General features: G+C 61.4%; 19 protein-coding genes. 9 read left to right on the top strand and 10 right to left on the bottom strand.

Annotated elements, in window-relative coordinates; all coding sequences use genetic code 11:
* Window positions 1-154: 154 nt before the first annotated feature.
* Window positions 155-676: a hemerythrin domain-containing protein gene (locus tag V0R37_RS12955; RefSeq protein WP_420374910.1), complete on the top strand. Its 522-nt coding sequence runs from the start codon at window positions 155-157 to the stop codon at window positions 674-676.
* Window positions 669-2,951 carry a nitric-oxide reductase large subunit gene (locus tag V0R37_RS12960; RefSeq protein ID WP_420374911.1) on the top strand — a complete coding sequence of 761 codons (2,283 nt, stop codon included), beginning with the start codon at window positions 669-671 and terminating at the stop codon, window positions 2,949-2,951. The genes V0R37_RS12955 and V0R37_RS12960 overlap by 8 nt, the downstream gene beginning before the upstream one ends.
* 54 nt (window positions 2,952-3,005) lie before the next feature.
* On the opposite strand, the gene cadR is transcribed toward V0R37_RS12960, so the two are convergent.
* Window positions 3,006-3,437, bottom strand: a complete 432-nt coding sequence (cadR, locus tag V0R37_RS12965; RefSeq protein WP_420374912.1) for a Cd(II)/Pb(II)-responsive transcriptional regulator — start codon at window positions 3,435-3,437, stop codon at window positions 3,006-3,008.
* 88 nt (window positions 3,438-3,525) lie between these two features.
* Here cadR and V0R37_RS12970 point away from each other — a divergent pair, with 88 nt between their 5' ends.
* Together V0R37_RS12970 and V0R37_RS12975 are read left to right on the top strand one after the other, a co-directional pair.
* A complete protein-coding gene (locus tag V0R37_RS12970; protein WP_420374913.1) occupies window positions 3,526-5,490 on the top strand; it encodes a heavy metal translocating P-type ATPase in 1,965 nt (654 codons plus the stop codon).
* 142 nt (window positions 5,491-5,632) lie between these two features.
* Entirely contained in the window at window positions 5,633-7,270 is a 1,638-nt protein-coding gene (locus V0R37_RS12975) for a SulP family inorganic anion transporter (protein WP_420374914.1), read from the top strand.
* Here V0R37_RS12975 and V0R37_RS12980 read toward each other — a convergent pair.
* From V0R37_RS12980 to V0R37_RS13020, 9 genes are all read right to left on the bottom strand, one after another.
* Window positions 7,254-7,451 (bottom strand): ribbon-helix-helix protein, CopG family, encoded by a 198-nt coding sequence (locus V0R37_RS12980; protein ID WP_420375034.1) that lies wholly within the window; start codon window positions 7,449-7,451, stop codon window positions 7,254-7,256. The genes V0R37_RS12975 and V0R37_RS12980 overlap by 17 nt on opposite strands.
* Window positions 7,452-7,530: 79 nt before the next feature.
* Window positions 7,531-8,106 carry a disulfide bond formation protein B gene (locus V0R37_RS12985; protein WP_420374915.1) on the bottom strand — a complete coding sequence of 192 codons (576 nt, stop codon included), beginning with the start codon at window positions 8,104-8,106 and terminating at the stop codon, window positions 7,531-7,533.
* Window positions 8,107-8,109: 3 nt separating this feature from the next.
* On the bottom strand, window positions 8,110-8,268 hold the full coding sequence (locus V0R37_RS12990) for a DUF5993 family protein (RefSeq protein ID WP_420374916.1): 159 nt from the start codon (window positions 8,266-8,268) through the stop codon (window positions 8,110-8,112).
* A gap of 69 nt (window positions 8,269-8,337) precedes the next feature.
* On the bottom strand, window positions 8,338-9,054 hold the full coding sequence (locus tag V0R37_RS12995; protein WP_420374917.1) for a lipoyl protein ligase domain-containing protein: 717 nt from the start codon (window positions 9,052-9,054) through the stop codon (window positions 8,338-8,340).
* Window positions 9,047-9,514, bottom strand: coding sequence for a TM2 domain-containing protein (locus V0R37_RS13000; RefSeq protein WP_420374918.1), 468 nt, complete (start codon window positions 9,512-9,514; stop codon window positions 9,047-9,049). The genes V0R37_RS12995 and V0R37_RS13000 overlap by 8 nt, the downstream gene beginning before the upstream one ends.
* Before the next feature lie 103 nt (window positions 9,515-9,617).
* Window positions 9,618-10,787 carry a methyltransferase gene (locus V0R37_RS13005; RefSeq protein WP_420374919.1) on the bottom strand — a complete coding sequence of 390 codons (1,170 nt, stop codon included), beginning with the start codon at window positions 10,785-10,787 and terminating at the stop codon, window positions 9,618-9,620.
* 68 nt (window positions 10,788-10,855) lie between these two features.
* A complete protein-coding gene (locus V0R37_RS13010; RefSeq protein ID WP_420374920.1) occupies window positions 10,856-11,353 on the bottom strand; it encodes a DUF2165 family protein in 498 nt (165 codons plus the stop codon).
* Window positions 11,354-11,391: 38 nt separating this feature from the next.
* Window positions 11,392-12,885, bottom strand: a complete 1,494-nt coding sequence (gene glpK / locus V0R37_RS13015; protein WP_420374921.1) for a glycerol kinase GlpK — start codon at window positions 12,883-12,885, stop codon at window positions 11,392-11,394.
* Between the two features lie 52 nt (window positions 12,886-12,937).
* Window positions 12,938-13,714: a DeoR/GlpR family DNA-binding transcription regulator gene (locus tag V0R37_RS13020; RefSeq protein ID WP_420374922.1), complete on the bottom strand. Its 777-nt coding sequence runs from the start codon at window positions 13,712-13,714 to the stop codon at window positions 12,938-12,940.
* Window positions 13,715-13,851: 137 nt separating this feature from the next.
* On the opposite strand from V0R37_RS13020, the gene V0R37_RS13025 reads away from it, so the two are divergent.
* Genes V0R37_RS13025 through V0R37_RS13045 form a run of 5 tightly spaced genes read left to right on the top strand, consistent with a single transcriptional unit; the run spans window position 13,852 to window position 18,029 of the window.
* Window positions 13,852-14,934 (top strand): ABC transporter ATP-binding protein, encoded by a 1,083-nt coding sequence (locus V0R37_RS13025; protein ID WP_420374923.1) that lies wholly within the window; start codon window positions 13,852-13,854, stop codon window positions 14,932-14,934.
* Complete coding sequence (locus V0R37_RS13030) at window positions 14,934-16,010, top strand: ABC transporter ATP-binding protein (protein WP_420374924.1); 1,077 nt, start codon at window positions 14,934-14,936, stop codon at window positions 16,008-16,010. Before V0R37_RS13025 ends, V0R37_RS13030 begins: the two co-directional genes overlap by 1 nt.
* Window positions 16,007-16,900 (top strand): carbohydrate ABC transporter permease, encoded by an 894-nt coding sequence (locus V0R37_RS13035; RefSeq protein WP_420374925.1) that lies wholly within the window; start codon window positions 16,007-16,009, stop codon window positions 16,898-16,900. The genes V0R37_RS13030 and V0R37_RS13035 overlap by 4 nt, the downstream gene beginning before the upstream one ends.
* The gene (locus tag V0R37_RS13040) at window positions 16,893-17,708 is read left to right on the top strand and encodes a carbohydrate ABC transporter permease (RefSeq protein ID WP_420374926.1); all 816 of its coding nucleotides are present in this window, start codon (window positions 16,893-16,895) and stop codon (window positions 17,706-17,708) included. Before V0R37_RS13035 ends, V0R37_RS13040 begins: the two co-directional genes overlap by 8 nt.
* A gap of 12 nt (window positions 17,709-17,720) precedes the next feature.
* Entirely contained in the window at window positions 17,721-18,029 is a 309-nt protein-coding gene (locus V0R37_RS13045) for a DUF2160 domain-containing protein (RefSeq protein WP_420374927.1), read from the top strand.
* Window position 18,030: the final 1 nt, after the last annotated feature.

Genomic DNA, 18,030 nt, shown 5'->3' on the forward strand with positions numbered 1-18,030 from the left:
GGTTGATTATACCCATTTAGGGTTTTTAACACCCTGTTAATTTAGGTTTTATATACCCTGAATGGATTTAGCCCTTGATAAATAAGCATTTAAAAGCTGGCATGTCTATTGCGTTAGTGGATGCGGGATCAACTTTCCACAAGGAAAACGCAGTATGGAAACGAATTTAGCCAGCGCGAAGGAAGATGCCGATTGGCGGCAGAGGCCTGTCGGCGAACTGGTGGACTACATCGTGGCGAATTTTCATGAACGCCACAGGGAGCAGTTGCCCGAGCTTATTCGGCTTTCGCGCCGGGTGGAACACGTGCATGCCGACCAGCCCGACTGCCCCGCGGGACTGGCCGACGCGCTGGAGGGGCTGCGCCAGGAACTGGAAAGCCACATGATGAAGGAAGAGCAGGTGCTTTTTCCCCTGCTGGTGCGCGGCTTGAACGGGCCGGCCCGGGCTCCGGTTTCGGTGATGCGTTTCGAACACGGCCAGCATTTAAATTCGCTGGGCTTGATAAATCTCATGACGCGCAATCTGTCGCTGCCGGAAAATGCCTGCGGCACATGGCGCAATCTGTATGGCGCCCTGGAACAATTCAACAACGATCTTATACAGCACATCCAACTCGAGAACGACGTGCTGTTTCTAAATGCCTCGAGTGCAGCAGAAGGAGCTCATCATGGGTGAGTACAAGAAGTTATGGTGGTTGTTATTGGCCGTCCTGGCCATAACATTCGGTATCCTGGGTTGGAGCGGCGTGGAAATCTACCGGCAAGTGCCGCCTATCCCCCAAAAAGTAGTCACCGTGTCGGGCAAGGTGCTGATGACCCAGGACGACATCCTGAACGGTCAAACCGCCTGGCAAAGCACGGGCGGCATGCAGGTGGGTTCCGTCTGGGGCCACGGCGCTTATCAGGCGCCCGACTGGAGCGCGGATTGGCTGCATCGCGAATTGACCACTTGGCTGGATCTGGCCGGGCAGGAAACGGCCGGCGTGCCGTTCGCCCAACTGGATGCCGATCGGCAGGTGGTGCTTAAGAACCAGCTTAAAACCGAGTATCGCCGCAATACGCTGAATCCGGATACCGGCGTGGTGACGGTTTCGGAGCGGCGCGCACAAGCCATGGCGCAGACGGCCGAGTACTACAAGAAGCTGTACGGCGCCGACCCGGAACTGCGCAGCACGCGTTCCAACTTCGCCATGAAGGAAGACACGCTGCCCAGCGCCCAGCGCCGTCACGACTTGACGAACTTCTATTTCTGGACGGCATGGGCCGCCTCGACAGAGCGTCCCAACAGCCATGTCACCTATACCAACAACTGGCCGCATGAGCCGCTGGTGGACAACAAGCCCTCGTCGGCCAACATCATGTGGTCCATCGCCAGCGTGGTCTTCCTGATCGCCGGCATTGCCTTCCTGGTATGGGGCTGGGCCTTCCTGCATCGCGAAGAACCCGAGCCGGTGGCGCCCAAGTCCGACCCCCTGACGCTGGGCGCGCTGACGCCTTCGCAAAGGGCGCTGGGCAAATATCTGTTCCTGGTCGTCGCGCTGTTTGTCGCCCAGGTCCTGCTGGGCGGATTCACCGCGCACTATACCGTCGAAGGCCAGACCTTCTACGGCATCGACGTGTCGCAGTGGTTCCCTTATTCGCTGACGCGCACCTGGCACCTGCAAACCGCCTTGTTCTGGATTGCCACGGGCTTTCTGGCGGCCGGCCTCTTCCTGGCCCCCGTCATCAATGGTGGAAAAGACCCCAAACACCAGAAGCTGGGCGTCGACGTCCTGTTCTGGGCGCTGGTTGTGCTGGTGGTGGGCTCGTACATCGGCAACTTCCTGGCCATCAAGCACATCATGCCCGAGAAGCTGAACTTCTGGCTGGGCCACCAGGGCTATGAATATCTGGAACTGGGCCGCGTTTGGCAGATCGTGAAGTTCCTGGGACTGGCATTCTGGCTGCTGCTGATGCTGCGCGGCATGCTGCCCGCTTTCAAGAAGGGCGGCGACAAGAACCTGCTGGCCTTGCTGGCGGCATCGACCATCGCCATCGGCCTGTTCTACGGCACCGGCCTGTTCTACGGCGAACGCACGCACATCACCATCATGGAGTACTGGCGCTGGTGGGTGGTTCATCTTTGGGTGGAAGGCTTCTTCGAAGTGTTCGCAACCACCGCCCTCGCGTTCATCTTTGCAACCATGGGCCTGGTCTCCCGGCGCGGCGCGACGGCGGCCAGCCTGGCCTCGGCCTCGCTGTTCATGCTGGGCGGCGTACCCGGCACCCTGCATCACATGTATTTCTCGGGAACGACCACGCCGGTCATGGCGATAGGCGCAAGCTTCAGCGCGCTTGAAGTGGTGCCCTTGATCGTGCTGGGTTACGAAGCCTGGGAAAACTGGCGCCTTAAGGAGCGCGCGCCCTGGATGCAGGCCGTCAAGTGGCCGCTGATGTGTTTCGTGGCTGTGGCGTTCTGGAATATGCTGGGCGCCGGCGTATTCGGCTTCATGGTCAATCCGCCCATCTCGCTGTATTACATTCAGGGTCTGAATACCACTCCCGTGCATGCTCATGCAGCCTTGTTCGGTGTGTACGGCTTCCTGGCCATCGGCTTCACCCTGCTGGTCCTGCGCTATGTCGTTCCGGGTTTTTCCTTCAATGACAAGGTCATGCGTACCGGCTTCTGGGGCCTGAATGCCGGCTTGGTGCTGATGATTGCAACCAGCCTGCTGCCTATCGGTATTATCCAGTTCTACGCCAGCGTGACCGAAGGCATGTGGTATGCCCGCAGCGAAGAGTTCATGCAGCAGCCGCTGCTGCAAACCTTGCGCTGGGTGCGCACATTCGGCGACATGGTATTCATCGTGGGCGCGCTGGCCATTTTCTGGCAAGTCGTGCTGGGCCTGCTGCAGTCCCGGAAGCAGGACAAGGAGTGGATAGATTACCCGGCGGTGGCCGCGGCCGAATAAGGCGGGGCTGTCCGTAGCAAGAAAAGCGCAGCGCAAGCTGCGCTTTTTTCGTTTTTATCCCAAATGCGAGCCGGAAGGGCGTTTTTCTTCGGTGGGCATCGAGGCCAGGCCGTGAATGATGCCGCACTGTTCGATGGATTGTGCGCTGGCGCATTGCCGGCGCAAGGCCTTCAGTTGATCGCGCAGGCGCTGTAGCTCGGCAATCCGCAAGTCGACATGTTCGATATGCTCGTCCAGCAGCTCATTGACGGGCTCGCAATCGCCTCGCGGCCTGTCGACAAAGGCCAGCAGGCTGCGGATCTCGTCGTGAGCCATGTCCAGCGTCCGGCAATTGCGTATGAAGCGCAAGCGCTCGACATGCTCTTTGCCGTAGTGGCGGTAGTTGCTGTCATTGCGCTCCGGGGCGGGCAAAAGCCCTTCCTTTTCATAATAGCGTATGGTTTCGGTGCCGCAATTGGCCGCTTTGGCCAGTTCGCCTATTCGCATTTCGGGATTTCCTCGACTAAGGTTGACCTTGTAGTTACTTTAAGGTGTTTACTGTCCACATGCAATAAGCAAGACGACGGAAAACATCATGTCATCACATCACCACACAGACGGACCGGCCGACGGCGGCGATTTGTCCTTTTCATGCTGCTCGGACCATTGCCATGGCGATGGCGGCGCTCATGCGCACGCTTCGCCGCTCTCGCGGCTGCCATCCTGGCTGCCGCTGGCCCTGGCCGCCGCCATGGCGCTGTCGGCCGAGGCGCTGGGCTGGTTCGGCGGTCCCGCATGGCTGACGATCGTGCTGGCTGTCCTGGCCGTCATCCTTAGCGGACTGGACACCTATCGAAACGGAATCGCCGCCATTGCCCGGGGGGATCTGAACATCAATGCGCTGATGAGCATCGCCGTGACCGGCGCTGTCGTGCTGGGCCACTGGCCGGAGGCCGCCATGGTGATGGTGCTGTTTGCCATTGCCGAGCACATCGAGGAGCGATCGCTGGAGCATGCGCGGCATGCCGTCGATCGGCTCATGGAAGTGGCGCCGGCGACGGTATGGGCCAGGGATGCGCAAGGAAACTGGGCCGGCAAGGCGGCTTCGGAAGTGCTTCCCGGCGAAGTGCTGCGCGTCCGTCCCGGCGAACGCATAGGCCTGGACGGCCAGGTGGAGCGGGGCAGCTCGGCCGTGAACCAGGCGCCGATCACGGGTGAGAGCATGCCGGTAACGAAAGCGCCGGGCGACATCCTGTATGCGGGCACCATAAACGGCATGAGCGAGCTCGAATACCGCGCAACGGCGCGCTTCGATCAAACCATGCTGGCGCGCATCATCCATGCCGTGCGTCAGGCGCAGGGAAGCAAGGCGCCCATCCAGCGTTTCGTCGATCGGTTTGCACGTATCTACACACCCATCATCTGCCTGATCGCCTTGCTTATCGCTATCGCCCCGCCCTTGCTGATGCAGGGAGCGTGGGCCGACTGGATCTACAAGGCGCTGGTGCTGCTGGTCATTGCCTGCCCTTGCGCACTGGTGATCTCCACGCCGGTGGCAATTGTCAGCGGCCTGGCGGCGGCCGCGCGCCATGGCATTCTGGTCAAGGGCGGCGTTTACCTGGAACAGGGGCGCAAGCTTGCCTGGCTGGCGCTGGATAAGACCGGCACCCTGACCCACGGCCGGCCCGAACTGGTCGATACCGCGGCGCTCGCCTCCGCGCTGGACGCGCCGGCCCTGCGCCAGCTGGCGGCCAGCCTGGGCAGCCGGTCGGATCATCCCGCTTCGCAGGCGCTGGCCAAGGATTGGCGCGGCGCCCTTGTGTCGGTCGACGGCTTTCGCGCCTCGGCGGGTTCCGGCGTGCATGGGACGATCGATGGCGTGGATTATTTCCTGGGCAGCTATCGGTCCGCCCTGCGCGGCATGCCCGCCGATGCCGATGTGGCGGCGCGCGTGGAGCAGTGGCAGCAACGGGGCCATACCGTGGTCGTGCTTGCCGCGGCCGACAACATCCTGTCCTTGTTTGCAATTTCCGATTCCTTGAAGGCGTCCAGCCGGGAAGCCATACAAGCGCTGCACGAACTGGGCGTGCGCACGGCAATGGTGTCCGGCGACAACGCGGGCGCGGCCCGCAACATCGCCCGTGACGCCGGAATCGATGCCGTGCATGCGGAACTCCTGCCTGACGGCAAGCAAGAGGTCATTCGGCGCTATGCAAGCCAGGGCGTGGTGGGCATGGTGGGCGACGGCATCAACGACGCTCCGGCGCTGGTCCAGGCAGATATCGGTTTTGCCATGGGGGCGATGGGGACCGATACGGCCATTGAAACCGCCGACGTTGCGATCATGGATGACGACTTGCGCAAGATTCCCCGCTTCATACACCTGTCGCGGGCCACGCATGGTGTGCTGGTGCAGAACATCTGCCTGGCCCTGGGCATCAAGCTGGCTTTCTTGGGCCTGACCGTCGCGGGCCTGGGGACCATGTGGATGGCGGTGTTCGCCGACGTGGGCGCCAGCCTGATCGTGGTGGCCAACAGCCTACGCCTGCTGCGCAAGTAGACTGCCCGCCAAACCTGAAGGCATAGGCCTTCATGCCTCGTTGCGCCGTGCGATCCTGAGCCGGCCAGTGTGCGGAACCCTGACCGTCGTGTGCGTTGGATTATAATAAAAGACTCATTCAATGGGTTTGTGTAGGGTCAGAATGCTTGCTCTCGTCGAGGCGAAACGCGCCGGCCTGCTAGGCCGCCAACATTGGCTATCCAATATTGTTGCGGGGCTCATTGTCGGCGTGGTCGCCTTGCCGCTGGCCATGGCCTTCGCGATCGCCTCCGGCGTCAAGCCGGAACAGGGCCTGTATACCGCCATTGTGGCCGGCATTGCGGTGTCGCTGCTGGGCGGAAGCCGGGTGCAGATCGCAGGCCCCACCGGGGCCTTCATCGTCATTCTGTCGGGCATCGTCGCGCAGCATGGCGTCGACGGCCTGCAAATTGCCACCCTGATGGCGGGCATCATCTTGCTGATGTTCGGCTTAGCGCGCCTGGGCGCGGTCATCAAGTTCATTCCGGCGCCCGTCATCATCGGCTTCACGGCCGGCATAGGCGTCATCATCTGGGTGGGGCAGTGGAAAGATTTTTTCGGCCTGCCCGCCGTTGCCGGAACCCATTTCCACCAGAAGCTCTGGTCCTTGCTGCACGTGTTGCCGCAGTTCGATCCGACCACCACCGCTCTTGCGATCATTTCCCTGCTGCTGGTGATCTTCACATCGCGCATCCCGTACATGGGGCGCGTACCGGGGCCGCTAGCCGCCCTTATCGTCGTCACCGGCATACAGGCTGTTTTCAACTTCGACAGCGTGGCGACCATAGGCAGCACTTTTGGCGAGATTCCGCGCGGCTTGCCTTCCCTGACCTGGCCCGAAATCACGCTGACCCGCTGCATTGAACTTATCGGGCCGGCCTTCGCCATCGCCATGCTGGGCGCCATCGAGTCCCTGTTGTCGGCGGTCGTGGCCGACGGCATGGCGGGTACACGTCATAATTCCAATCAGGAACTGGTGGGGCAGGGCGTGGCCAATATTCTGGCGCCGCTGTTCGGCGGCATCGCCGCGACCGGGGCCATCGCGCGCACCGCCACCAATATCCGCAATGGCGGCAACAGTCCCATTGCAGGGGTGGTGCATGCCTTGTTGCTGATACTGGTGCTGCTGTTCCTGGCGCCGCTGGCGGCCAGCATTCCCCTGGCCACCCTGGCCGCGATATTGTTCATGGTGGCCTGGAACATGAGCGAAATCCGCCATGTGGTCAAGATGGTCCGCCGCGCCCCGCGCGCCGACGTGATCATTCTGCTGGTCACGTTCGGCCTGACGGTATTCGCCGATCTGGTCGTTGCCGTGAACATAGGGGTGGTGCTGGCCATGCTGCATTTCCTGCGCCGGATGGCTGAAAGCGTGGTGGTCCAGCGGCAGGATACGCAATTGCTGCAAAGGGAATTGGAGCACGACGGTCTGGGTTCGCTACCGTCCGACGTGCTGGTCTATGCGATTGAGGGTCCGTTCTTCTTTGCGGCAGTCGATGCCTTCCAGCGCGTGCTCAGCGATACGCATGCCGATCCAAGAGTACTGGTCATACGCCTGGCGCATGTCCCATTCATGGATGCGACCGGCTTGCAGGTGTTGGAGCAATCCGTGTTCGAGCTGCAGGCGCGCGGCGTCAGGGTGATACTGACCGAGGCGAACGAGCGGGTGCTGGGCAAGCTGCGAAAAATGAGGCTGATCGAGAAACTGGGCCCCGGCGGCGTGGCGCAAAGCCTGCCCGAGGCGCTTGCTAGCGCTTGTTCTTGACGATGGGGTTGGCTGTGTCGGCCGCCTTGCCGTAGGCCACGCCGTGATGGGCCAGGTAGTCGCGTATCAATTGGCGAACGACCTGTGAGGGCGTAATGTCCTGGCTTGCGCAAAGACGTTCGAAGGCCTTTTTCTTTTCCGGGTCGATAAGCACGGTAAGTCTTGCGGTCTTGCTTTCCATGGTGCGCGCGATGTCGATGATGATCATCGAATTATAAGCAGATAGTCATGGGCCGGCGCCTGCGCGGCGGCTTATCCGCTTACGAGCTTAGCGATAGCCACAGGTAGGCGACGGGATTGTCCGCGCATGGGCCGAATCCGCATTCCAGCAGCGTCGAGACCATATTGGCCAGCACCAGCAGGAAGAACAGCCACATGACGGCGCCGGCCGTGCGGCTGCAACGGCGCGGATTGGCGTGGTCGGCGCTGCGCCGGTCCAGCATCAGCATGATGGCGCAGTACACAATAAATGCCACGAAGAGCAGCAGCGCCCAGGTATAGAAATGCAGGCCCAGGAAGGGCGAGCCATAGCCGGCGTCGCCGGGAGCGATATGCAGCAGAACCTGCCGGCCCGAAGCGAATGCGCCGGCCAGAGCGGAAATAATGACCATGCCGTAGTGCAAGGGCGATGGTCCGAACCGTATATTAAGCAGCAGCCCGACGCCGACCATGACAAAGGCCAGGCGCTGCAGCAGGCACAAGGGGCAGGGCAGCTCGTTGAACGCGATCTGCCAGACGAAGGCTGTCAACAAGATGGCGCAAATGCCCGCAAGCGCCAATGTATTCAATGCGCGCGAGAAGCGGAAGGCGTCGTTGTAAAAGTAATTGCTGGCCATGGCTTATAGCGAGAAACCCAGTGGATCGGTCATGTGAACTTGGCACCAGGCCGCAAAAATCACCAAGGTAATGAACCACAGCGACAGGCACATGCGGCGCTGCCCGCGTATGCCAAACCAGACTGCCAGCATGCCGGTAAGAAATGGCAGCATCATGATCATGAGAATAAGTCCCGATACGAGCGTTTACATTTGTAACCGATCTTAGCACAGGGCTTTAGGGCGCTTTCGTCAAACAGCGGCGATTTTTCGAGCCAGCGATTGCTTTAGGCTTTCCGTCAGCGAAGGCGGGTTCCAGCCTGAGCCGCACAACTCGGACAGCGAGACGGCGCTTGTGGATGCATAGCGCCTGTCATTGCCTACCGCTTGTTCGAAATCATTGGCCCGCAATGTGACCATGTCTATATCGACGCTTGCCAGTATCAAGGCGTGCACCAGCACAATCTGGCGGTATTCCGGCAACGGATCCAGGCGATGGCGGCGCCACAGTTGCGCGGTGCCGGCAATCTTGCGGGCCTGGCCGCCCGCGCCCACCGCCAGGTTGTAGCGGCCATCGCAGAAAGATCCCTGGACCGCTTGCGGCTGTGCGGTCACGCCGTGCTCTTGTAGAGCCAGGCCGATCACGCGGCAGATCAGCAGATAGGCTTCATCGGAATGGTCCAGCGGCTTGCCTTCCACGGCGTAGGCCAGGCTAAGGTTGACGATGCCCGGCCCTTGGGGAACGATGCCGCCGCCCGACTGCCGCAGGGCAACAGGCCAGCCCTGGGCGGCGAAATCCGCGCAGGCCGGAGCGAACCGGGGAAAGCGCTGGTATGTGCGCGGTACGACCAGGCCCTGATCGGATTCCCAGATACAGGCATGCGGGCCATGCGCCGCGGCAAGCCCGATCAGCGACTCATCGTGGCGGGCATCGCGCGCACCGTCCGTCGCGGGCAACAGCCTAAACACGCGCCGGCTCGAACTCGTCGTCAGTCATGAACATATACCGTATGGCATCGATGAAGCCGAGCACGACGGCCAGCGGCGCAAAGAAATAGAGGATGATCAGAAACACGATGCCCCAGCCTATCTGGCCCAGGTAGAAGCGGTGAGCGCCCAGCCAGCCCAGGAAGACAGCCAGCACGATCGCGATTTTCCGGTGGCTGTGCGGCTTTCTAAGCTCGTCGCCCTTGTTCTTGATGATCCACAGGCTGATGGGTACCGTCAACGCCAGGGCGATCAGTACCTTGCCGGCATGAACGCTCACGTAGCCCTTGATGGCGTAATAAATGTCCGAAAAATTATGGATGACCAGCCCGGTCAGGTGGGATAGCCACGCGAAGGCATCGTAGGCGATGGCTTCGCCAAAAGTCAGCGCAAGCAGGATGACAATGAAAACGACGATGGCCAGTATGATTTTTTGCAGCATGATGGGTCAGGTTCCAGGACAGATATATATGCTTAGTTTAATAAGCTTGGACCGCAAGATTGTCAACAAATGCCACGGCCGTCCTTTTGGTGCCGGCAAGGCGTCAGGTTTTTATCGCCAAGCGCCATAAGGCAGTCGTTTCGGCGCGCCGCGCCGCGTGCAGAGGATCAGACTCATCCATGGCCTTGGGGTGGCGCGCCCGGGTTTCCAGCTTGCCGGCTACACGCAATCCGGCGGCGGCAATCGCGTCGGTCAGGAAATCGGGTCCGCGCAGGCCCAGGTGCTCGGCCAAATCCGACATGATCAGCCAGCCCTCGCCGTTGTGCTCCAGGTGTTGCGCCAGCCCATTCAGATAGCCCAGCAGCATGCGGCTGTCCGGATCGTAGATGGCATGCTCGATCGACGTGGTGGGCCGCGCGGGCAGCCAGGGCGGATTGCAAACGATCAGCGGGCTGCGTCCTTCGGGAAACAGGTCCGCCTGTTCAAGCTGAACGATGTTTTCCAAGCCCAGGCGACTGATGTTTTCGCTGGCGCAGGCCAGCGCGCGGGCGTCCGTGTCGGTTGCGACGATGCGGCGCACGCCGCGCTGCGCCAGCATGGCGGCGATCACGCCGCTGCCGGTTCCGATGTCGAAGGCCAGTTCCGTCGCGGGCAGCGGGGCTTGGGACAGCAGGTCCAGGTACTCGCCCCGATTGGGGGAGTACACGCCGTAGTGGACATGTATGGGTTGCGCCAGGCCCGGAATCGCCACGCCTTTCTTGCGCCATTCGTGTGCGCCGATAATGCCCTGCAACGCCCGCAGCGAAAGCAGGAAAGGTTCGCCCGGCAGTTCCATGGCCGCCAGGCAGGCTTCACGCACATCGGGCGCGCGGCGCAGTGCGATCCCGGCGTCGGCATCCAGTTCGATCAGCAGGCGGTTCAGCAAATCCGTGCGTTGCGATTGTTGCAGCCGGTGCCGGTTGAATACATCCAGCGGGGTTGCAGGCGCGTCGTCCTTGCCGTGCTTCTTTTTCCCGCCGTCCTGCTTCTTATCGATCCGCCGCGCCAGTGCCTGCAAAAGCTGCCGGGCGTTCTGGAAATCGCCGCGCCAGAGCAGGGATGTGCCTTGGCTGATAAGGCGATAGGCGCTGTCCGCGCTTAGCGTGTCGTCGGCGACGACGATGCGGCGCGCCGGGGCGCCTTGCAGCCCGGACGGCCACCATGCCTTGCGGGACTCATCGTTTTCGGTCCAGCATGCATGGGACGGCGCGCGGTTGGAGGGTAGGGCGGGCATAAGATAGATGCAAGAGGGAATGCCGCCATTGTAAAGACTATTGCGCGGCGGTCCGGAGTGAGCCGGCCTTATCCGGATAGTTCGCCATCTTTCTGCACCAGATAGATCAGCACCAGCATAAGCGTGCAAAGAAAGCGGAAAGCGCTGGGTACGCCGTTCCAGGTTTCGGACATCCACATGCCGAACCATTCGCCGCCTATCGACATGAAGCCCGCCTGCCATGTCAGGAAGCCCAGCGTCAGGCCCGCTATGGCCGGATTTTTACTGCGATGAAAGTCGCCGGCGCCAGCCCTTCTGGCCCGAAACAGCGCGATGGCGCCCAGCCAGCAAAGCACGGCGGTGGCGGTTTCAAGAAGGATGATGGCGGCGTAGGCCGCATGCTGCAGCCATGGCGTGTGGATGGCGCGATAGCGGATGGCCGAATCGGGAAAAATGGTATCCATGGCCAGCACGTGCTGCACGAATGGCAGGTTGGCGCCGTAGTCGGTGATATTGCCAAGGGCCACCAGGCTGGCGAACAAGGCCATGGCCGCGACGCACGCGATTTTGGACAGGCGCTGGATCATGGACGGACCTTTCTATTTTTATTGGCTTTGCTGGCGGACTAGTCCGTGCAGGCTTGCCGCACGGCGTGTTCCCAGTTGGCCATCAGTTCTTCAGCCCGGCCGGCCGGCAGTTGCGGCGTGAACCTGCGCTCCACTTGCCATAGGGCCGACAATTCCGCCTGGTCCCTGTAGATCCCGCTGGTCAGGCCAGCCAGGTAGGCGGCGCCCAGCGCCGTGGTTTCCACCATGGTGGGCCGGACCACCGGTATGCCCAGCAAGTCGGCCTGGAACTGCATGAGCAGGTCGTTCACGCAGGCGCCGCCATCCACCCGCAGTTCGGCCAGCGGCTTGGCGCCCGCCGCCACGGCGTCCCGGCTCATGGCCTGAAGCAGCGCGGCGCTTTGGTAGGCGATGCTGTCCAGCGCGGCGCGGGCGATATGCGCCATCGTACTGCCCCGGGTCAGGCCGGTTATCGTGCCGCGGGCATCGGGCTTCCAGTAGGGGGCGCCCAGGCCGGTAAAGGCCGGTACCAGCATGACTCCGCCGGAATCCGGAACGCTTTGCGCCAGCGCCTCGATTTCGCTGCTTTTCTTGAAGGCATTCAGGCCGTCGCGCATCCATTGCACCACGGCGCCGGCCACGAAGACGCTGCCTTCCATGGCGTACTCGGTTTGCGGACCGGTTTGCGCCGCGCTGGTGGTTACCAGTCCATTTTTGGAAATCCGGAATTTGGTGCCGGTATGCATCAGCATGAAGCAGCCGGTGCCGTAGGTGTTCTTCGCCATGCCTTCCGTAAAGCAGGCCTGGCCGAACAAGGCGCTTTGCTGATCCCCCGCGACGCCGCAGATGGGAATCGCATGGCCGAGAAGCTCGGCCTGCACGGCTCCGAACTCGGCGCTGGACGGCAGCACGGCCGGCATCATGGCGGGGTTGATGTCCAGCGCCTGCATCAGTTCGGCGTCCCATTCATTGCTGTGCACATTGAACAGCATGGTGCGCGAGGCGTTGCTGACATCGGTCACGTGTTTTTGACCGCCCGTCAGTTGCCAGATCAGCCAGCTGTCGACGGTGCCGAAGGCCAGTTCGCCTTTCTTGGCCTGTTCGCGCGCCTGCGGCACGTGGTCCAGTATCCATTTAAGCTTGGTGGCCGAGAAGTAGGCATCGATGCGCAAGCCGGTCTTGTCCTGGATGATGCTTTCCAGTCCCTTGGCGCGCAGTTCCGCGCAGGTGGGCTCCGCGCGGCGATCCTGCCAGACGATGGCGTTGTGTATGGGCTTGCCCGTTTTGCGGTTCCAGACCACTGTGGTTTCACGCTGGTTGGTGATGCCCAGGGCATGGATGTCGGCGGCGCGCAGGCCCGCCTTGGCAATGGCTTCCCGCGCCGTTGCAAGCTGGGTTTGCCATATTTCGACCGGATCATGCTCGACCCAGCCCGATTCGGGATAGATCTGCGTGAGCTCCTTTTGGGCCAGCGCGACGATATTTCCTTCTTTGTCGAAGACGATGCTGCGCGTACTGGAAGTTCCTTGGTCGAGGGCAAGTATATAGGTCATGGCGGCGGTTGGATTAAGGGTTGGCTTGCAGTGTAAGGGCAGGCCCGCCGGGCTACAAGGCTTCCCGGGCGGCTACATCGCACTGCACTTGAGCGTGCGACAGCAGATCGGGAAAAGGGTCGGGCGGCGGCGCGTCGGTGAACAGGCGGTCGATCTGGCTAAGCTGCGCCACCCGAACCATGGCGGGACGATTGAACTTACTGACATCCGTGGCCAGCCAGACCTCGCGCGCATGCGAAATAATGGCCTGCGACACTTTGACTTCGCGGTAGTCGTAGTCGCGCAGCGAGCCGTCGGACTCGATGCCCGAGATGCCGATCAGCGCGATATCGACCTTGAACTGCCGAATGAAATCCACCGTGGCCTCGCCCACTATGCCATGGTCGCGGGGACGCACCACGCCGCCCGCGACGATGACCTCGCAATTCTGGTTGCGGCTCAGGATGGCCGCCACGTTGATGTTGTTGGTAATGACACGCAAGCCTGTATGGTGCAGCAGCGCCTTGGCGATGGCTTCGGTAGTGGTGCCTATGTTTATCAGCAGCGAACAATCATTGGGCACGGCCCGTGCCACCGCCAGGGCAATGCGCCGCTTGCCTTCGGCGTGCAGGTTTTCGCGCTGGTGGTGCGCAATATTCTCGATGGTGGAGTTGGGCATGCGGACCCCGCCATGGAAGCGCGCCAGCAGGCCGGCTTCCGACAGCCGCTGAAGGTCGCGCCGCACCGTCTGCACCGTGACATCCAGATGGGTGGCCAGTTCGTCCACCGTGCTGGAACTGCGTTCGTGAACATGCTGCAGGAGCTTGAGCTGGCGTGGATTCGGATTCATGTTCTTTATTGCAAATATGACAAAAGGGAATTTACATCGAAAGAAAAGGAATCGATCCTAGGGTTTTCATCAAGGGAATTCTTATACAAAACGAACAATAATGCGCAGAATAGAACAAAATCAGCGAGACATACACCATGCAGTTGAGGCTGGAGAGCATCGGCAAGAAGGTGGGAAGCGAAGACTGGCTCTATGAAATGAGCCTCAGTCCGCAGCCGGGCGCGGTAACGGTATTGCTGGGCGCCACCCGCGCCGGCAAGACCAGCCTGATGCGCATCATGGCCGGCCTGGATGCGCCAAGCACCGGCAAGGTGCTGGTCGACGAGCGCGATGTCACGGGACAGTCGGTGCGCCGGCGCAATGTGGCCATGGTCTACCAGCAGTTCATCAATTATCCGTCGTTGACCGTGGCGCAAAATATCGCCTCGCCCATGAGGCTGCGGGGCGAGAAAAATGTGGACGAACACGTGCGCGCCCTGGCCGACAAGCTGCATATCGGCACGTTTCTGGATCGCCTGCCCGCCGAGCTTTCAGGCGGGCAGCAGCAGCGCGTCGCCTTGGCGCGCGCATTGGCCAAGAAGGCTCCGCTGATGCTGCTGGACGAACCCCTGGTCAATCTGGACTACAAGCTTCGGGAAGAACTGCGCGAAGAACTGGGACAGGTATTCAGCGCGGGCGACGCCACTATCGTCTACGCCACGACCGAGCCCGGCGAAGCCCTGCTGTTGGGCGGCTACACCGCGGTGCTCGATAAGGGAGAACTGCTGCAATACGGCCCCACGGCACAGGTTTTTCAGCAGCCCCGGTCCTTGCGGGTGGCCCGCGCCTTCAGCGATCCGCCCATGAATTTCTTCCAGGCATTTCGCGTTCCCGGCGGTGTGCAACTGCCCCGATCGGCCCTGTTGCCCATGGCTCTGCCGGATGCCGCCGCGGGGGCGGGGCAAGACGTTACCGTCGGCCTGCGCGCCAGCGCCTTGCGCCTGCGGGAGCGGGACGGCGACCTGTCCCTGCATGGCAAGGTGCTGCTGGCGGAAATTTCCGGCTCGGACACCTTCGTGCATTTAAGCAGCGATATCGGCGATCTGGTGGCCCAGCTGGCCGGCGTGCACCACTTCACCCTGGGCGCGGCGCAAACCATGTATTTTGCGCCGTCGGCCGTATACGTCTTCGATGCGGCCGGCGACCTCTTGCTGGCCCCCTCCGGCGCAAGGAGCTCATAGTGGCCCGTATCGACCTGGACCTGTCGCACGCCTATAAGGCCAAGCCTCAAAGCGAAGAGGACTACGCTTTGCTGCCCCTGAAAATGACCTTCCAGGATGGCGGCGCCTATGCCTTGCTGGGGCCTTCGGGCTGCGGCAAGACCACCATGCTGAATATTATTTCCGGCTTGCTCGCGCCATCGCAGGGGACCGTGTTTTTCGATGGCGTCGATAAAACCGCCGCCACGCCCCAAGAACGCAATATTGCGCAGGTATTCCAGTTCCCCGTCATCTACGACACCATGACAGTCGGCGAGAACCTGGCGTTTCCGCTGCGCAACCGCAAGGTGCCGCCCGCCCGGATCAAGGAGCGCGTGGGCCAGATAGCGGAAATGCTGGAAATGAGCCATCAGCTGAATCAGCGCGCCGCCGGCCTCTCGGCCGACGCGAAGCAAAAAATCTCCCTGGGCAGGGGGCTGGTGCGCGACGATGTTTCCGCCGTACTGTTCGACGAGCCGCTTACCGTTATCGACCCGCATCTGAAATGGCAGTTGCGCCGCAAGCTCAAGCAGATCCACCACGAGCTCAAGCTCACGCTGATCTACGTCACGCATGACCAGGTCGAGGCGCTGACCTTTGCCGAACGCATCATGGTCATGTCGCGCGGCCGCGTCGTCCAGGAAGGCACGCCCGAAGAATTGTTCGAGCGCCCCGCCCATACCTTTGTCGGACATTTCATCGGTTCGCCGGGCATGAATCTGTTGCCCCTGTCCGCCGCGGGCGGCCGTATCCTGGTGGGCGGGCAGGCGGTGCAGCCTCCGCCGGACCTGGCGATCCCCGAAGGCGAGTTCACCTTAGGGCTACGCCCCGAATACACCTATGTGGCCGATCCGCGCGAAATGGGCGCGGTGCAGGCGCGGGTCGAGAAAGTGCAGAACATAGGCACAGGCCAATTGCTCACCGCGCGCGTGGGGCCGCATCAGTTGCGCGCCCGCCTGGGGCTGGAGCAGGAATTGCCGGAACCGGGCGCCGCCGTCGGCCTCGCGCTGCTTGGGCGGCACACCTGCCTGTACAAGAACGAGGAGCTCATCGCATGAGTCAATACGTGAAACCCGTCAATCAGAAGGCCTGGTGGCTGATTTTGCCCGTATGCATTTGCGTGGCGTTCTCGGCCGTGATCCCCTTGATGACCGTGGTCAACTATTCGGTGCAGGATGTCATCTCGCCAAGTCGCGCAGTGTTTGTTGGCACGGAATGGTTCAGCGCCGTCATGCGCGATGAGGAACTGCATTCGGCCTTGCTGCGTCAACTGATATTTTCGCTCTCCGTCCTGGCCATCGAGATTCCGCTGGGTGTGCTGCTGGCCTTGTCCATGCCATCCACCGGCTGGAAATCTTCGGCCGTGCTGGTCATGGTGGCGCTCTCGCTGCTGATTCCCTGGAACGTCGTGGGCACCATCTGGCAGATATTCGGGCGCACGGATATCGGCCTTATGGGACGGGCCTTGTATATGCTGGACATCGACTACAGCTACGCCAGCAACCCCACCCAGGCCTGGCTGACGGTGTTGCTGATGGATGTATGGCATTGGACGCCGCTGGTGGCCCTGCTGGCGTTTGCGGGCTTGCGCTCCATTCCCGATGCGTATTATCAGGCGGCCAGCATAGACGGGGCCAGCCGGCTCGCGGTGTTCCGCTACATCCAGCTGCCCAAGATGCGCGGGGTATTGATGATAGCCGTGCTGTTGCGTTTCATGGATAGCTTCATGATCTATACCGAGCCTTTCGTGCTGACGGGCGGAGGGCCGGGCGATGCCACGACCTTCCTTAGCCAGTACCTGACGCAGAAGGCGGTGGGGCAGTTCGACCTGGGGCCGGCCGCCGCCTTCTCGCTGATCTACTTCCTGATCATCCTGCTGTTCTGCTTTATTTTATACAACTGGATGCTGCGGGTCGGAACCCAGGACAAGGAGGCCGGCCATGAATAGGAAAAAGCCATTCCGGGTACGCACGCTGTTCCTGATCCTGTACCTGCTCTTCGCCATGCTGCCCATCTACTGGATGGTCAACATGAGCTTCAAGACCAATTCGGGCATCTTGTCCAGTTTCGCCCTGTTGCCCAGGGAATTCACCTGGGACAACTACATAACCATCTTTACCGACCGGTCGTGGTACAGCGGCTATATCAATAGCCTGATCTACGTGGCATTGAATACGGTGATTTCGCTGACCGTGGCCTTGCCGGCGGCCTATGCATTCTCGCGCTACCAGTTCCTGGGCGACAAGCATGTGTTTTTCTGGCTGCTGACCAATCGCATGACGCCGCCGGCCGTGTTCCTGCTGCCATTCTTCCAGTTGTATTCGACCCTGGGCCTGATGGACACCTACTGGGCGGTCGCCCTGGCGCACCTGGTGTTCAACGTGCCGTTGGCGGTCTGGATACTGGAAGGCTTCATGAGCGGCATTCCGCGTGAAATCGACGAGACCGCTTATATAGACGGGTACAGCTTCCCGCGCTTTTTCCTGACCATCTTTCTGCCGCTCATCAAATCGGGCGTGGGCGTGGCGGCCTTCTTCTGCTTCATGTTCAGTTGGGTGGAGCTGCTGCTGGCGCGCACGCTGACCAGCGTGAACGCCAAGCCTATTGTGGCCACCATGACGCGCACGGTATCGGCGTCCGGCATGGATTGGGCCACGCTGGCCGCGGCCGGAACGCTGACCATCATTCCGGGCGCCATCGTCATCTGGTTCGTGCGTCATTACATTGCAAAGGGATTTGCAATGGGCCGCGTGTAAAGGAGAGCCGCCATGTTCGACTGGATGGTATGGACCTTGCCCACCGCCGTGTTCTTCATTTGCATAGGCCTGATGCTGGCGGCCATGACGGTGTGGGAACTTAAATCGCCCACTACGCTGCGCAAGGGTTTTCTGCCCATTGCCACCACGCGGGGCGATCGCTTGTTCATCGGCCTGCTGGTGGCCGCCTATATCAACCTGGGCTTCCTGGGCCTGGCCGGCGGCATGGCCGGCTGGTTCGGCATGGAGCGGGAACCCAGCGTCTGGATAAGTTTCGTCGTATCCATGCTGGTCCTGGCGCTGATTCTGCGCAAGGGCTGAA

The sequence above is a fragment of the Pollutimonas rozaliensis genome, assembly GCF_048751585.1.
Classification (GTDB): Bacteria; Pseudomonadota; Gammaproteobacteria; order Burkholderiales; family Burkholderiaceae_B.

What these genes read in the sequence shown, in the direction of transcription:
- V0R37_RS13010 (WP_420374920.1), bottom strand. Translation starts at nt 11,353, where the DNA reads ATGATCCAGCGCCTGTCCAAAATCGCGTGCGTCGCGGCCATGGCCTTG.
- glpK (WP_420374921.1), bottom strand. Translation starts at nt 12,885, where the DNA reads ATGACCTATATACTTGCCCTCGACCAAGGAACTTCCAGTACGCGCAGC.
- V0R37_RS12960 (WP_420374911.1), top strand. Translation starts at nt 669, where the DNA reads ATGGGTGAGTACAAGAAGTTATGGTGGTTGTTATTGGCCGTCCTGGCC.
- V0R37_RS13005 (WP_420374919.1), bottom strand. Translation starts at nt 10,787, where the DNA reads ATGCCCGCCCTACCCTCCAACCGCGCGCCGTCCCATGCATGCTGGACC.
- V0R37_RS13045 (WP_420374927.1), top strand. Translation starts at nt 17,721, where the DNA reads ATGTTCGACTGGATGGTATGGACCTTGCCCACCGCCGTGTTCTTCATT.
- V0R37_RS12980 (WP_420375034.1), bottom strand. Translation starts at nt 7,451, where the DNA reads ATGGAAAGCAAGACCGCAAGACTTACCGTGCTTATCGACCCGGAAAAG.
- V0R37_RS13000 (WP_420374918.1), bottom strand. Translation starts at nt 9,514, where the DNA reads ATGCTGCAAAAAATCATACTGGCCATCGTCGTTTTCATTGTCATCCTG.
- V0R37_RS13025 (WP_420374923.1), top strand. Translation starts at nt 13,852, where the DNA reads ATGCAGTTGAGGCTGGAGAGCATCGGCAAGAAGGTGGGAAGCGAAGAC.
- V0R37_RS12970 (WP_420374913.1), top strand. Translation starts at nt 3,526, where the DNA reads ATGTCATCACATCACCACACAGACGGACCGGCCGACGGCGGCGATTTG.
- V0R37_RS12990 (WP_420374916.1), bottom strand. Translation starts at nt 8,268, where the DNA reads ATGATCATGATGCTGCCATTTCTTACCGGCATGCTGGCAGTCTGGTTT.
- V0R37_RS12955 (WP_420374910.1), top strand. Translation starts at nt 155, where the DNA reads ATGGAAACGAATTTAGCCAGCGCGAAGGAAGATGCCGATTGGCGGCAG.
- V0R37_RS13035 (WP_420374925.1), top strand. Translation starts at nt 16,007, where the DNA reads ATGAGTCAATACGTGAAACCCGTCAATCAGAAGGCCTGGTGGCTGATT.
- V0R37_RS12985 (WP_420374915.1), bottom strand. Translation starts at nt 8,106, where the DNA reads ATGGCCAGCAATTACTTTTACAACGACGCCTTCCGCTTCTCGCGCGCA.
- V0R37_RS12975 (WP_420374914.1), top strand. Translation starts at nt 5,633, where the DNA reads ATGCTTGCTCTCGTCGAGGCGAAACGCGCCGGCCTGCTAGGCCGCCAA.
- V0R37_RS13040 (WP_420374926.1), top strand. Translation starts at nt 16,893, where the DNA reads ATGAATAGGAAAAAGCCATTCCGGGTACGCACGCTGTTCCTGATCCTG.
- V0R37_RS13020 (WP_420374922.1), bottom strand. Translation starts at nt 13,714, where the DNA reads ATGAATCCGAATCCACGCCAGCTCAAGCTCCTGCAGCATGTTCACGAA.
- cadR (WP_420374912.1), bottom strand. Translation starts at nt 3,437, where the DNA reads ATGCGAATAGGCGAACTGGCCAAAGCGGCCAATTGCGGCACCGAAACC.